The sequence below is a fragment of the Streptacidiphilus sp. P02-A3a genome, assembly GCF_014084105.1.
GTDB lineage: Bacteria > Actinomycetota > Actinomycetes > Streptomycetales > Streptomycetaceae > Streptacidiphilus.
In genome coordinates this window covers 9,278,124-9,292,392 of record NZ_CP048289.1, presented here as the reverse complement: position 1 = coordinate 9,292,392, position 14,269 = coordinate 9,278,124, and the positions used below count along the sequence as shown (strand labels likewise).

Genomic DNA, 14,269 nt, shown 5'->3' with positions numbered 1-14,269 from the left:
CGCGATGACCGACCTGCCGTACGACGACGACGCCCCGCCGCCCGACGAGGAGTGGCCGCCCCCGCCGGAGCCCGGCAGCTCCGGCCCCGGCGACCGGCTGCCGTTCAAGCGGGCCGGCGGCACCCCGGCCGACCGGGCCTCCTACGGCTCCGGCTCCGGCCGGGGCGGTGGCGGCGGTAGCGGCGGCGGGCGGAGCAACAACGACACCTACGAGGAGAAGTCCGCGGCCGCCGCCTACGAGCGGGTCCCACCGCAGGACCTGGCCGCCGAGCAGTCGGTCCTCGGCGGCATGCTGCTCTCCAAGGACGCCATCGCCGACGTCGTCGAGGTGCTGAAGCCGGACGACTACTACCGCCCGGCGCACGAGATGATCCACAGCGCGATCCTCGACCTCTACGCGCGCGGCGAACCGGCCGACCCGATCACCGTCGCCAGCGAGCTGGTCAAGCGCGGCGAGATCACCCGCGTCGGCGGCCCCTCCTACCTGCACACCCTGGTCAACTCGGTGCCCACGGCCGCCAACGCCGAGTACTACGCCGAGATCGTGCACGAGCGCGCGGTGCTGCGCCGCCTGGTCGAGGCGGGCACCCGGATCGCGCAGATGGGGTACGCGGCCGAAGGCGACGTGGACGAGATCGTCAACGCCGCCCAGGCCGAGATCTACGCCGTGACCGAGGCGCGTACCAGCGAGGACTACGCCCCGCTGGGCGACATCATGGAGGGGGCCCTGGACGAGATCGAGTCCATCGGCTCCCGCAGCGGCCAGATGACCGGTGTGCCGACCGGCTTCGCCGACCTCGACGCGCTGACCAACGGGCTGCACCCGGGCCAGATGATCGTGGTCGCGGCCCGACCCGCCATGGGCAAGTCCACGCTCGCCCTGGACTTCGCGCGCTCCTGCTCGGTCAAGCACAAGATCCCGAGCGTCTTCTTCTCGCTGGAGATGGGGCGCAACGAGATCGCGATGCGCCTGCTGTCGGCGGAGGCCCGGGTCGCGCTGCACCACATGCGCTCGGGCAACATGACCGACGAGGACTGGACCCGGCTGGCCCGCCGGATGCCGGAGCTGAACGATTCTCCGCTCTACATCGACGACTCCCCCAACCTGTCGATGATGGAGATCCGGGCCAAGTGCCGCCGCCTGAAGCAGCGCAGCGACCTGCGCCTGGTCGTCATCGACTACCTCCAGCTGATGCAGGCGGGCGGCTCGCGCCGCCCCGAGAGCCGCCAGCAGGAGGTCTCCGAGATGTCGCGGAACCTGAAACTGCTGGCGAAGGAGCTGGAGCTCCCGGTGATCGCGCTCTCCCAGCTGAACCGTGGCCCGGAGCAGCGCACCGACAAGCGCCCGATGGTCTCCGACCTGCGTGAGTCCGGCTCGATCGAGCAGGACGCGGACATGGTCATCCTGCTGCACCGCGAGGACGCCTACGAGAAGGAGTCCCCCCGCGCGGGCGAGGCCGACCTCATCGTCGCCAAGCACCGCAACGGCCCCACCGCGACCATCACCGTCGCCTTCCAGGGCCACTACTCCCGCTTCGTGGACATGGCCCAGAGCTGAGCGGGGCCTTGTAGGGTCTCAAATTTCGCTTCATAATCTCAGGGCTGACTGCATATCGGCGGCACTTATGCAGTCTCGCTGAGACTCACAGGTCGGGGCCTTCACTCTTTTGGGTGAAGGTGAGAGAGACCCGCAGCACTGGGGATGGGGTGCTGGAACCTTTGGCTACACGGGCAGTTCCTCGTGAGCTGGGGGTGCACCATGGACAGTTCTGACACCACGGTGAGCGTTCGCCGTCGGAATGGCGAGGCTGTCGAGAGCCTAGACTGGGCCGTAGCGACCATTGAGTTGCTGAGGTCAGCCGTGCCGTGGCGAACGTTCCGCTGGTACAAGGGGCAGAAGCACTACTCAGGCACCTACTGGTGCGCGACGGTGCGTGACCATGTGATCTACGAGTCGCGCCTGGAGCTGACTCGGTTGCTCTTTGCCGACTTCGACCCGGTCGTGCAGGACGTCAGGGCCCAGCCGTTCCTGTTGAAGGCCATGGTCGAGGGGAAGGTCCGCAGACACGTCCCGGACTATCTGCTGATCACCGAGCAGGGGCCCGTGGTCGTGGACGTAAAGCCGAGCCGGAGGCTGGACCAGCCTGAAGTGGCCTTCGTCTTCGAGTGGACCCGGCAGGTGGTGGAGTCCCGGGGATGGCAGTACGAGGTCTGGAGCGAGCCCCCGGCGGCAGAATTGGAAAACATCCGGTTCCTTGCCGGTTACCGGAGGGATTGGCTGTTCAGCCCTGAGCTGCTGGATGAGCTCCGCAGGGCTGAGCTCGACGGAGTCTCGTTGGGCGAGGCTGTTCATTCGGTGCCGGGTCGGCCGGAGCCGCACGTACGCGCCGCGCTCCACCATCTTCTCTGGAACCGTGATCTCCATACAGACCTCACGCGACCTCTCAGTTCCCAGCGCGTATTGAGGGTGCTGGCATGAGCGGGGCCGGTGTCCGTGTGGGCGTAGGCGCGCGCTTCCGCTACGACGGCGAGACCGTCGAGGTAGTGGAGATGGCCGCGACCACGGCGGGCAATGAAGTGGTCTTGAGGGATGGACGGGGGCGCTTTCTGCGTCTGTCGCTTGCACAACTTCTGTTCTCCGACCGTGCGGTCATCATTCCTGACGGCGATGGGCCGTCGACGGACGACGATGTAGAGATCGCATCAGTGGTCCTTGGACACCTCGACAGCACGGCAAGGAATCAGGTGCTGGAGCGGGCTGAGCATGTCCGCGAGCTCATGACGGGCTATCGGTCCGGAAGTGCGGAGCTTGCCCGCAGCGGGGAGCCCCGCTCCGCCTACGCTCCGGGCTGCCCCTGGGAGGCCCGGTATGCCGCGAAGGCCGACGAGTTGGGGGTGTCGCTTCGGACCGTGAAGCAGTGGGTTGCTGACTTTCGTAGGGATGGAGAGGCGGGGCTCGCCCCGAAGAAGCACGCAACTGGTATGCCGCAGGTCGCAGGCGATGATCGGTGGATCGAGACAGCGTTGGAGGTGATGGTTGAGCACACGGGCGAATCCAAGCCGTCGCGCACCATGGTCATTTCACGGACGAGGGCGCGAGTCATTGCCAGGTTCGGTCCGGATGTGGTCCCGCAGCCGAGCCGTGCAACGGCGTTTCGACTGCTGTCTGAACTAGAGCGTCGGCATCCGCTGTTCCGCCTGAGTACGAAGCGCAACCGCGATATCGCGGATCGGCCGGACGGGGTCTACGGCAAGCTGCGTCCGACCAGGCCGGGCGAATACCTGGTGATGGACTCCACCCGGCTGGATGTCTTCGCCTTCGATCCGTTGACGCTGCGTTGGGTGCAGGCCGAACTCAGTGTCGGTATGGACTGGTACACCCGCTGTATCACCGGGATCCGGCTCACGCCGGTGTCGACGAAGGCGGTGGACGTCAGCGCGGTGCTCTACCAGTCCTTCCGGCCACGCCCAGCCGGGCATGACTGGCCCGAACACGCGGTCTGGCCCGAGCACGGCATCCCCCGCACGGTGCTGGTGGACGTCGGAATGGCCGAGGGCCCGGGGCTCGCCTCTCCGCCGCTGGTGCCGGAGACGCTGGTGGTCGACCACGGCAAGGTCTACGTGTCGGAGCATCTGACGAGCGTCTGTCGCCGGATGGGGATCTCGATCCAACCAGCGAGGCTACGAACGGGCCGGGACAAGGGCCCCGTCGAGAGGTTCTTCCGAACTATCCGCGAGGACCTGCTGCAGGCGCTGCCCGGCTACAAGGGCCCCGACATCCACTCCCGGGGCGAGAGGCCGGAGGACGAAGCGTTCTTCTTCCTGGACGAGTTGGAGACGATCATCCGTGAATGGACCGCGATGGTCTATCACTTGCGAACCCACTCCGGTCTTCTCGATCCGGGTCTGCCCGGGATGAGGATGTCCCCGGCGAAGATGTTCGAGCACGGCATGGCGAGGGCCGGCTACATCGAGGTTCCCCGGGATCCGGACCTCGCCTTCGAATTCCTTGAGACCAAGTGGCGCACGATTCAGCACTACGGCGTCGAGATCGACCGCCGTCGCTACAATGGCTCCGGGCTCAACGCCTGTCGCAACCTCAAGAGCCCCTATGACGGCCCGGGCAAAAACAGTTGGCCGTTTCAGGTCGACCCGGATGACATCACCCGGATCTACTTCCGGGACCCCGACACCCGGCGATGGCACACGCTGCTTTGGGAGCACGCTCCGTCTGTGCAGATGCCGCTGAGCGAGGAAGCCCTGGTCTTCGCGCGGAAGCTGGCGGCTTCGAGGTACCGCTACCCGGATGACCGGCTCGCAGTCGCTGACCTGCTGGAACGCTGGAGCATCGGGCTGGGAACGACGTTGCCCGAAAGGCGCATGGCCCTGCGGCTCTCCCGCGAGCAGGCGGCCATCGAGCTGCCGGAGACCGAGACGGTCATCTCGCTTCCCTCGGTACGCAAGGCCCTCGGAGCGGCCCCAGACACGACGGAACCCGAGCTGCCGGAGCGGGCGGAGACCGGGGATGACGACGAGGCCGACCTGGAGGACCTCATCGACGAGGACGACTTCTACGAGGACGCGCTGGAGGACGTGTGACCGGCACGACAGGCATGCCCAGCCCGGCGAACCTGGCGCTGTCGCGGAAGGAGGACTTCAAGGCGTTCGCCGAGGCCCCGCGCCGCACCCGGCCCGAGCAGTTGACCATGGCACAGATCGCGGCGCTGAGTCTGGCTGCGAAGGCTGAGTACGACCTGCTGCGACGCGAATGGCACGCCAATCTCGGACCGATCAAGACACCGCAACTTTCCGATCTGCACGAGGACTTGTGGGACATCGTCGACAGCAACCTGCAGGACGGCGACAAGGCCAAGGGTGCCGTCGCGGTCGACGCCTTCCCCGGCCTTGGCAAGACCACCTCCGTGCTGGCATTCCTCCAGGAATTCCACTGCCGGGAGATCGCCGAGCGAGGTGAGCTCACTGCCCAAGGACATGAGCGTCTGCCCGTTTGTCGCGTCGGCCTGACCGGCAACACCGGCATGAAGGACCTCAACCGCGCCATGCTGGAGTTCTTCGGGCACCCCGGCAGCAACCGTGGAACCACCGCTCAACTCGGCCGGCGAGCCCTGGACTGCATGCTCTCCTGCGAAGTCCGTCTGCTCGCTCTCGATGATCTGCACTTCCTGAAGTGGCAGAGGACGAACGGCATTGAGGTCAGCAACCACCTCAAGTGGATTGCCAACGAGTTCCCGGTCACCCTGCTGATGATCGGTGTCGGACTGGCCGACAAGGGACTGTTCAGCGAGGGCGGAGCCACAGGCGACGCCGTTATGGCCCAAACCGGCCGCCGCACCACGCGTCTGGGCATGCGGCCGTTCACCATCGAGACGGAGAAGAACCGCCGGGAATGGCGGCAGATGCTGCTGACCCTGGAGCAACGCGTGGTCCTGGCCGACAAGCACCCCGGCATGCTCGCCGACGACCTCTCGGACTACCTCTTCGCTCGCAGCACCGGCCACATCGGCTCATTGATGACGTTGATCAATCGAGGCTGTCAGCGGGCCGTCCGCAACGGTCAGGAATCGCTCAGCCGAGACCTGCTGGATGGCGTGAAGAACGACGAGGCATCCGAGCAGGCCCGCAAGGAACTCGAAGCCGCATTGGAGAAGCGGAAGTTGACCAGTCGGCCCCGGACCACCCGCAAGAAGGCGGCGTGACAGCCGCCCCCAGAACACTCCCCGTCCGACTGGACCCCCTGCCCGGCGAAGCCCTCGACTCATGGCTTGAAGCCCTGGCAGTGCGCCTGAACACCCCACTGGGCGATGTCCGTTCACACCTCGGGTTACCGGTGAGGAGCCGATCCGGGGATCACCTGCGGGACATCCCGCCCGACTGGACGATCGCGCTGCGGGAGCAGGAATCCACGGCCCTCGCTCGTGCCAGCGGGCTGAACTCCACCGCGATCACGGCCATGACACTGGCCCACTACGACCAACGGGCCCTTCGTATCGACCTGGACCGCCGGCACGTCAACCGCAGGGTGCTCTGGGGGAGGGGACGAGGCTCACGGTTCTGCCCGGACTGTCTGGCGGACTCCGGCGGCCGCTGGAAGCTCACCTGGCGTCTGGGGTGGGCTTTTGCTTGTCCTCTCCACCGACGCCTGCTGGGCGGATTGCTGCCCGAGGTGCGACCGCGTCCAGCGGGAGCGGCCCCGCTCCGGCTGGACGGTCCCCCAGTGTCGGCAACGGCTGAAAATGGGCCGGTCTGAACGGTTCAATCGTGGGCCATCGTGTGGTCTCGTTCGTTGTGTTCAGTCGTTGTCGGTGGTGGGGATGCGGCCGAGTTCTCGGCCTCGCATGCGGTAGGACTCGCCTTTGAGGGAGTGGACCTCGGCGTGGTGGACGAGTCGGTCGATCATGGCGGCGGCGACGGTCTCGTCGCCGAAGGTCTCTCCCCAGCGTCCGAAGGGCTTGTTGCTGGTGACGATCACGCTGGCCCTTTCGTATCTGTTCGAGATCAGCTGGAAGAAGAGGTTCGCGGCCTCGGACTCGAACGGAATGTAGCCGACCTCGTCGATCACGATCAGCGGGTAGCGGCCGAGCCGGACCAGTTCGTCCTGGAGGCGGCCGGCGTGGTGGGCGGCGGCGAGGCGGTCGACCCACTGGGCGGCGGTGGCGAACGCGACCCGGTGGCCGGCCTGGCAGGCCCGGACGGCGAGGCCGGTGGCCAGGTGTGTCTTTCCGGTCCCGGGCGGCCCCAGAAAAACGGCGTTGTCCTTGGCCGCTATGAAGTCCAATGTTCCCAGGTGGGCGAGTTGTTGGCGTGTCAGGCCGCGCAGATGGGTGACGTCGAGTTCCTCGATGGTTTTGATGGCGGGGAAGCGGGCGGCGCGGATGCGGCCCTCTCCGCCGTGGCTGTCGCGGGCGGAGACCTCGCGCTGGAGGCAGGCGACCAGGTACTCGGTGTGGGTCCAGGACTCCGTCTGGGCGCGTTCGGCCAGTCGCTCGGCGGCGTCCAGCAGTGCGGGGGCCTTCATGGCGCGGGCGAGGAAGGCCAGGTCGGCGGCGGTCTGCCGACCGGTCCGGGCAGTTTGGCCGTTCGTCTTCGCGGTGCTGTCCGTGTCCCGTGGGGTTGTGGTGGTGCGGGCCATCAGGTGTCCTCCTTGCCGGCGCCGCCCTCGATGAGGGTGAACATGCGGTCGTAGCTGCCCAGTTCGCGTTGTTCGACGTCGATGCCGAGGCTGTCGGGGGTCAGGGCCGCGGCGCGGGCGGTGGCCGCTCGGGCGGCCTGCTGGTGGATGACCTCGCCGCGCAGGACACGGGCCGCGGCCGCGTGGTCGGGGTCGGTGATGGACTGGTGCCTGGCCCAGCAGCGGCTGTGGCGGGCCACCACGTCGTTGCCGGCGATGACGGTGACCTCCTCGTTGTCCGCGCGGACCATCACCGTTTTGCCGATGGCGCGGGGATCGACGGAGTAGTCGTTGGTGTCGACGCGGATGTAGTGGTCGCGGCCGATGCGGGTGTGGAAGCGCCACCAGTTGGGCGGGGTGACCGGCGGGACGGTCAGCATCGCGGCGCGGTCAGCCTCCCAGCGGTCCACCGGGCGCGCCTCGATGGAGCGGTGCCGGCGCCGGTTGGCGATCTGCAGCCACGCGCTCAGTTGGGTGTTGAAGTCGTCGGGGCCGGTGAAGGTGCGTCCGGGCAGGAAGCTGGTCTCCAGGTAGCCGTTCGCGCGCTCCACCAGGCCTTTCGCTTCCGGGTCACGGGGCCGGCACAGGTGGACCCTGGTCGCGAGCAGGCCCGCGAACGCGGCGAACTCGGAGGTCAAACGGCCCCGACCGACACCGGCCTCGTTGTCCCAGACCAGCATCCTGGGCACCGCTTGCCAGCCGTCTGCGAGCAGACGCCAGTGTCCGTCGATCAGGTCGCCGCTCTGTCGTGAGGGCAGCATCCGGGCGGTGATGACCCGCGAGTAGCCCGACACGATCACCAGCACCGGCGGGCGCCCGGACTGGTGTCCGCGTACTGATCTGAGTGCTCCAGTGCGTACGGAGTTGTGTGCGCCACCGACCCGTGTCAGCGAAGTCGCTTTCATGGCCCGTTCCGCTCACCGTAGTCTCGTGCCGTGGTCGACGAACATGGGGCACCCGACGCCTTCAAGAACCGATGCACGAATGCGGCGTGCACGTTGGAGTCCTGCATCAGCTACTTCATCGAGCGCATCTCGTTGGACGAGTCCAACGAGGACCGCAAGGAGAACACGCTGGACGTGTGGCTGCGCAAGGGGCCGTGGAAGCCCGATGTGGTGGTCTCGCTGTCCAATCTCTACTCGGTTCACCCGTGGGGAACCCGAACTGGCCCCCATCTTTATTGACGGGATCTCCCTGATCCACCTACCGAAGTTGCCGTTGCCCTGGCCCACCGAGGCGCTCGGCCGACTCGATCGCTCCGAGGGCCTGCCCGAACTGGTCTGGTTGAGGATCACCGGACCGATCGAAGTCGACGCTGTGGCCACGACTGTGACCGTCTACCAGGCTCAGAGCGACGACGCGGCCTCTGCGCTCCAGTGACAGCCCGCAGCTGTTCGACGGCTCCGGCAGCAACCGAAATTTGAAGACTGATCAACCGCTCAGGCGACATCGGCCTCCCGCTCGATAGCTTGGAGGCGGTTCTTGAGGCGGTAGCTGTTGCCGTTGATCGCGATGACTTCGCAGTGGTGCAGGAGCCGGTCGAGGATGGCCGTGGCCAGAACCTCGTCACCGAACACCTGTCCCCACTCACTGAAGGTCTTGTTCGAGGTCAGGATGATCGAGCCCTTTTCGTAGCGCTTGGAGATCACCTGGAAGACCAGGTTCGCCTCGGCTCGTTCCAGGGGCTGGTAGCCCACTTCATCGACCACGAGGACGCTGGGCCGCAGGTAGGTGCGGAGCTTGCTGGTCAGCTGGCCGGTGGCCTCGGCGGTCTTGAGGTGGCGGACCATGTCGTCGAGGCTGGTGAAGTAGATCGAGTAGCCGGCCCGGCAGGCGGCGACCGCGAGGGCAACGGCAATGTGGGTCTTGCCGACCCCGGGCGGGCCCAGCAGAGCGGCGTTGGCCTTGGCCTCGACGAAGGAGAGGGTCGCCAGGTCCTTGACCTTGCGCGGGTCGAGCTCGGGCTGGAACGAGAAGTCGTAGTCGTCCATCGTCTTGTGGTGCGGCAGCTTCGACAGCCGCAGTCCCTGGCGGAACCGCCGGTCGTCGCGGACCGCGAGTTCCTCGGACAGGACCAGGTCGAGGAAGTCGACGTAGCCCATCTTCGCCTCGTCCGCCCGCTTGGCGTACTCGTTCAGGCTCTCCACGAGGTGGGGCAGGCCGAGCTTGCCGGCCATGGTGCGGATGCGGTTGCTGACCAGTTCGCTCAACAGGGTTCCTCTGCGCTCGGGTGGGTGGTGAACGGGCGGGTGCCGGTCAGCTCGTCGTAGACGGACAGCGGTCGCCGGCCCACCTCGACGCGGGCAGCGGCGGCCCGACTGAGCAGTGCCCGCAGCGGACCGTCCTCCTCGCGCAGGGCGAGGCCGCGGCGGGGCCGGGGGTCGTCACCGGTCGTGGTGCGGCGGCCCTCCCCGGTGGGCAGGCCGTCCCAGTGGCGCTCGTCGACGATGCGGGCACCACGTCCCACCGCCCTGGAGTGCACGGCCAGCAGGGTGCCGCCAGTGGTGTCGGGGACAGTGGAATGGAGTATGACCTGGAACTTCGTGACCCGGACCTCGACCAGTTGGCGCGGGCGGACCTTGCGGGCGGGCACCGAGTAGAGGTTGGCGTCGAAGGCGACCAGGCAATCCTTGCCGACATGCCGCAGGTGCCGCTGCGCGACCACATAGGGTGCGCGGGGCAGCGGCCGCAAGGCCACGTGGTCGCGGATCGCGCGCAGGCCGATGACCTCGCCGTGGGTACCGTGCACCCGCGCGCGCCGGACCGGCACCCACGCGGTGAACGCGGCGTCGAGTTCCTCGGTCGAGGAGAACGCCCGGCCGGCCAGGACGTGGTCGCGCACGATGGCCACCTGCCGCTCGACCCGGCCCTTGCCCTGGGGGCGGTAGGCGGCGAGCACGTCGATGTCGAAGTCGTAGTGCCCGGCGAACGCCACCGCCTCCGGGTGGAGCGGGACAGCTTCGCCCGGGGCGACGTGTCGGCGGACCACGGTCTTGGTGCGGTCGTAGACGATGCTCATCGGCACTCCGCCGAAGTGCGCGAACGCCTGGCGGTGGCAGTCGAAGAACGTCGCCAGGTCCTGGCTGGTGGTGAAGCAGCAGAAGGGGTCCCGTGAGTACGACAGCGTCATGTGGAATGAGTAGACCTTCGGGATGCCGACGTGGGCCAGGATCCGTCCCTCGTCGCCCCAGTCGACCTGGGCCTGGGCGCCCGGCACGACCTCGAACCGGCGGTGCAGGCCCGCCAGCTCGCCGGGGTTGATACCGAGCTCCCCGGCGATCCGGGGCCGGGCCTCCTGCAAGTAGATCTTGACCCGTTGGTAGTTGATGGCGAACCCGTACTCCTGGGCCAGTCGCTCGTGGATCACCGCTCCCTTGAGCAGGATCTCGGACCGCAGCATCGCGTCGATCAGCGGAGCGACCTCATCCACCGCCCGTTGCCTGGGCAAGGCGCCGGACTCCCGTTGCGGTGGCGCGGCCGGGACCTCACCCGACAAGTACTTGGCGACCGTGCGGCGATTGAGCCCGGTCTCCTTCGCGATCTGCCGCTGGCTCATCGCGCCCGACTCGTACAGGGCGCGAAATCGCCTCAACTCCAACCAGCGATGTGGGTCCAAGACCACGGCCAGCCGCCCCTCTGCCACCCGAACGGACAACAGCAGACTCGCGGACACCACCCCGCCACCGCATCACTTCTGGAGCACAATCACCCGTACGAGGTGGCGCATGTTCGCTCGTACGCCGACAACTGGCCGTAACCCAGCGGGATGTCGACGGCCGGGAACCACAGGTCGCACTGTGCGAGCTCGCCGGGCTCGTAGACCGTGCGCGAGACCGGGTCCACCGGCAGATAGGCCGGCCGCAGCTCACGCACCCGCTCACGCAGGATCGTCAGCCCGCGGTCCCAGCCGATCCGCTCCGCGATCACCGTCACCGGCATCGTCGGGGTCTGCCTGAGCAGCTCGCGGACCGCGGGCTCAACCGCGTCCACCGCCGAGCCCTTCAGCGGGCGCCGGTACTGCGGGGGCCGGTCCGAGGCCAGTGCCCGCAGCACGGTACCCCTGGAGATCCCCAGCTGCCGGGCCACCGCCCGGGCCGACAACCCCTCAGCCCGGTGCAACCGGCGAATCTCAGCCCAGTCCTCCACGTGGATCACCCTCTCTTCCTCCTGACTCCAGCCCAATGAAGTCAGAATGATCAAGAGATCACCCGGTGGCCCGCTTTTGATACGCCGTCCGTGGTCCTCATTTCACCCGTTGCCGACACCCAGCCGAGCATCTGCGGCAATCCCCCCTCAGCCCCGGACCGCGGTCCCTCTGGTGGTTGCGGCTTCGACCTGACCTTGACCCGGACGCTTCTACTGCCCGCAGGTCATCCGGCCTTGAGGGCACAGGACCGCCTGCTGGAGATCATTGAGTCCGGTATGGCTGCCTCCGGTTCCTACATCGGCAATCCTCAGCCGGCACAGGCCGCCCTCGCGGACATCCGAGCCCTCGGCGGCCGCGTGCTGGCAGACCTCCCGCAAAACGCCATCACGAACCTGGTGCCGCCCGATCTCGCCGACGGGCACCTCGTGCCCGACCCCGGCTCTCGTCTGGCATCCCGCGCTGTCGAGCGCCCCGGCTTCATGGCCCCACCACGGGCCGTGAGCACAGCGGTTGCGGTGACCATCGCGCTGCGAGTTCTCGAACACCGCGAGGTCCACGAGGCCGGGGACGTGATGCGGGGTCTGCTGGAGACAATGCGCGAGGAACTCGGGCAGATCAGCGCCGGCAGCATCGACGACTGGGGACGCGGGCTGAGCCCTGTCCCGAACGCCGTGCACCTGGCCGCGCTCGCCCCATCGCTCCGCCCCAGCGACCAGCTCCGCTTCCGTACGGTGACCGCTATGCCGAGCAGGCCGAATCTCACCGATGCTGAACTGACGCGGCGGGCCGGGAAGATTCCCGGCATGTTCTGGCAGTCCTGGGCATTGCGACTCGCCCCGTCCGACGGTGTCTACCCCAGGGTTCTCGCCCCCGTCCTGGCCAGCGCACTTCTGGTCGTCGGCAGCAAGACCAAGCTCGACGCTGCCGCCCAGCGCCTCGGCGCGATTACCGAGGGCTCCGAGATCTCGCGCATCCTGCAACTGCTGGACGACCAGCCGCACTGGCCGGCCATGATAACCGCCCTGATGAGGTTGGCCGACTACCTCGACACCCACGACGTCCCCATCGACTACCGACGGCGCCGCCGCTTGAACTACACCGGTCTGCTGCCGCATGAGCAGTGGGTGGGCATCTGTCGGCGAACCGGCACACCACCGGGCCAAGTCCGACGTGAGCAGGTCGTCCGGTCGCAGCTGTTCCAACGCATCAGCGGCCTTCCCACCGAGGCCGCACCCGGATACCCCAGCGGCGGCGAAGCACCCTTCAGAGCCGAGGTCGCCCGCACTGCTGCCCTGCATACCCCCGAGCTGGCTGCGGAACTCGACCAAGTGGCGAACGAGCTCCTTGCCAGCCACGGTGTCCGCGATGAGCCGGTGACTTGGCGTCCACCCATCTCTCTGCTCGACGGGCTCGACCTTCCCGGTCCCGACCCTGCTCGCATCGACATTCCCCACCTGCACCGCATCATCCGCCAGCAGAAGAACCCGGCTCAGTACGCGGCCGAGTCCCTCGGCACGAGCATCGAGGCGATCCGCCTCATCCTGGACGAGTAGCCCGCGCCAGCCGCACCGCTGACGACATCCGCGGCCAGGGCAACCGGCGACGTCCGCCGCAGGGCCCGCCAGGACGTGCCGAGGGAGACCTTCGTCCGCCTATATCTCGACGAGCACCAGTCTTTGAACCAGATCGCCGCCCTCAGCGGATTCTCCCGCGGCGTGCTCACCAGGCTCGCCCAGGAGTACGAGATCCCACTGCGCGACGGCCCCCAGGACTACCGGCGGAGAGGAGACGTCGACCGCGACTGGCTGATCGAGCAGTACGTCCATCAGCGTCGGACTCTGCCCGACCTCGCCCGCGAGAAGGGCATGAGTACCGCGAACATGGCCCGCTGGGCCAAGACCCACAACATCACGCTGCGATCACGCGGAGGCGCTAGCCACAGCCAGACACTTCGCGCGGCCGACGAGGCCCACCGAGCGCCACGCATCCTCCGGCTGGCACTCAACGGTCACGGCGCCAACGAACGCCTGAACCGATTCGCGGCCGCTTCCGCCTATCCCAGCCTCGGCGCGGCAGCGGCAGGCCTCGGTCTGAACACGTTCACCCTCGTCGCGCAGATCAACCGGATCGAACGAGAGCTCGGCGGGCCGCTGCTGGTCAGAGCCGAACGCGGCCGACCCATGGCGTTGACCACCTTGGGGAAGAGGGTACTCAGAGCCATTCGCACCTTCCAGGATGGTGGGGCGCCATGAAATCCGCTGGAAAACGCACCACCCTCCGTGCCGAACCGGTTCGATAGATTGGCAGCCGACACGAGAGAAGAGTTCACATGGACTCCCGCATACCCCGCCTGCGGCGCAAGCTGGCCAAGGTCCCCTTTGTCCAGCAGCGAAGCCACTCGTTCGGTGAGGAACAGCACAAGTTCCGGCTCGCTCCGCCCCTGTCGGCAGCCCGGGTATCCCGATTTGAAGCTGAGACTCAGATCGAGCTCCCCGATGCCTATCGCGCGTTCCTCACCGAACTCGGCGGCAGCGGGGCTTCACCCTTCTATGGGTTGTTGCCCTTGGACAGGTGTGAGCTGTTCACCATGGACTCCCGTGGGGAGCAAGGCGTCCCGCGGGGCTTCACGGCAACCGACCGAAGGAGGGCAGAGGGCGACCTCTTCCTGAACATCATCGAAGCCGGCTGCAGCGACCTTGTCCTTCTCGGCATCACGGGACCGCTTACCGGGCGAATCCTCACTGGGAACAGCGACGGCTTCTGGGGACCCAACGTCTCCTCGGCAAGTGATTTCCTGGCCTGGTACGAACGCTGGCTCGATCACATGGCAAGCGGCCGCGACAATCGGGCGTTGGAACTCACCTCCCCGGCTGCACGGCACCAAACAAGCCGCCTCGCCACGCGAAGCTCTGCCAGCAGGGGTGACTGACCAC

General features: G+C 67.4%; 14 protein-coding genes and 1 pseudogene. 10 read left to right on the top strand and 5 right to left on the bottom strand.

Translation table 11 applies throughout. The features are described 5' to 3' along the window. The first annotated feature begins 4 nt into the window (after positions 1-4). From dnaB to GXP74_RS39725, 5 genes are all read left to right on the top strand, one after another. Positions 5-1,558: a replicative DNA helicase gene (dnaB, locus tag GXP74_RS39745; protein ID WP_225448526.1), complete on the top strand. Its 1,554-nt coding sequence runs from the start codon at positions 5-7 to the stop codon at positions 1,556-1,558. Positions 1,559-1,759: 201 nt separating this feature from the next. Further along, positions 1,760-2,479, top strand: a complete 720-nt coding sequence (locus tag GXP74_RS39740) for a TnsA-like heteromeric transposase endonuclease subunit (protein ID WP_225448525.1) — start codon at positions 1,760-1,762, stop codon at positions 2,477-2,479. Continuing rightward, entirely contained in the window at positions 2,476-4,599 is a 2,124-nt protein-coding gene (locus GXP74_RS39735) for a DDE-type integrase/transposase/recombinase (protein WP_182456013.1), read from the top strand. Before GXP74_RS39740 ends, GXP74_RS39735 begins: the two co-directional genes overlap by 4 nt. Beyond that, positions 4,596-5,717: an ATP-binding protein gene (locus tag GXP74_RS39730; RefSeq protein ID WP_225448524.1), complete on the top strand. Its 1,122-nt coding sequence runs from the start codon at positions 4,596-4,598 to the stop codon at positions 5,715-5,717. The genes GXP74_RS39735 and GXP74_RS39730 overlap by 4 nt, the downstream gene beginning before the upstream one ends. Continuing rightward, a complete protein-coding gene (locus GXP74_RS39725; RefSeq protein ID WP_225448523.1) occupies positions 5,714-6,268 on the top strand; it encodes a TniQ family protein in 555 nt (184 codons plus the stop codon). The genes GXP74_RS39730 and GXP74_RS39725 overlap by 4 nt, the downstream gene beginning before the upstream one ends. Before the next feature lie 42 nt (positions 6,269-6,310). Here the strand turns inward: GXP74_RS39725 and istB (GXP74_RS39720) are convergent, their stop codons facing one another. Both istB (GXP74_RS39720) and GXP74_RS39715 read right to left on the bottom strand, forming a co-directional pair. Beyond that, positions 6,311-7,150 (bottom strand): IS21-like element helper ATPase IstB, encoded by an 840-nt coding sequence (gene istB / locus GXP74_RS39720; protein WP_182456011.1) that lies wholly within the window; start codon positions 7,148-7,150, stop codon positions 6,311-6,313. Next, on the bottom strand, positions 7,150-7,995 hold the full coding sequence (locus tag GXP74_RS39715) for an integrase core domain-containing protein (protein WP_370468520.1): 846 nt from the start codon (positions 7,993-7,995) through the stop codon (positions 7,150-7,152). The genes istB (GXP74_RS39720) and GXP74_RS39715 overlap by 1 nt, the downstream gene beginning before the upstream one ends. Before the next feature lie 129 nt (positions 7,996-8,124). Between GXP74_RS39715 and GXP74_RS39710 the strand changes: the two genes are divergently transcribed. Beyond that, the gene (locus GXP74_RS39710; protein ID WP_182449776.1) at positions 8,125-8,373 is read left to right on the top strand and encodes a hypothetical protein; all 249 of its coding nucleotides are present in this window, start codon (positions 8,125-8,127) and stop codon (positions 8,371-8,373) included. Between the two features lie 34 nt (positions 8,374-8,407). Further along, a complete protein-coding gene (locus tag GXP74_RS39705) occupies positions 8,408-8,569 on the top strand; it encodes a hypothetical protein (protein ID WP_182449777.1) in 162 nt (53 codons plus the stop codon). Positions 8,570-8,628: 59 nt separating this feature from the next. Here the strand turns inward: GXP74_RS39705 and istB (GXP74_RS39700) are convergent, their stop codons facing one another. The 3 genes and pseudogenes from istB (GXP74_RS39700) to GXP74_RS39690 all read right to left on the bottom strand — a co-directional run. Then, positions 8,629-9,399, bottom strand: a complete 771-nt coding sequence (gene istB / locus GXP74_RS39700; protein ID WP_182449778.1) for an IS21-like element helper ATPase IstB — start codon at positions 9,397-9,399, stop codon at positions 8,629-8,631. Further along, the gene (gene istA, locus GXP74_RS39695; protein WP_182449779.1) at positions 9,396-10,811 is read right to left on the bottom strand and encodes an IS21 family transposase; all 1,416 of its coding nucleotides are present in this window, start codon (positions 10,809-10,811) and stop codon (positions 9,396-9,398) included. The genes istB (GXP74_RS39700) and istA overlap by 4 nt, the downstream gene beginning before the upstream one ends. A gap of 125 nt (positions 10,812-10,936) precedes the next feature. Continuing rightward, positions 10,937-11,344, bottom strand: a pseudogene (locus tag GXP74_RS39690) (helix-turn-helix domain-containing protein); the annotation flags it as partial. An 81-nt stretch (positions 11,345-11,425) separates the two neighbouring features. On the opposite strand from GXP74_RS39690, the gene GXP74_RS39685 reads away from it, so the two are divergent. From GXP74_RS39685 to GXP74_RS39680, 3 genes are all read left to right on the top strand, one after another. Beyond that, the gene (locus GXP74_RS39685) at positions 11,426-12,889 is read left to right on the top strand and encodes a hypothetical protein (RefSeq protein ID WP_225448521.1); all 1,464 of its coding nucleotides are present in this window, start codon (positions 11,426-11,428) and stop codon (positions 12,887-12,889) included. A 123-nt stretch (positions 12,890-13,012) separates the two neighbouring features. Then, a complete protein-coding gene (locus GXP74_RS41365) occupies positions 13,013-13,588 on the top strand; it encodes a LysR family transcriptional regulator (protein ID WP_225448520.1) in 576 nt (191 codons plus the stop codon). A gap of 77 nt (positions 13,589-13,665) precedes the next feature. Next, positions 13,666-14,265: an SMI1/KNR4 family protein gene (locus GXP74_RS39680; RefSeq protein ID WP_182456009.1), complete on the top strand. Its 600-nt coding sequence runs from the start codon at positions 13,666-13,668 to the stop codon at positions 14,263-14,265. Positions 14,266-14,269: the final 4 nt, after the last annotated feature.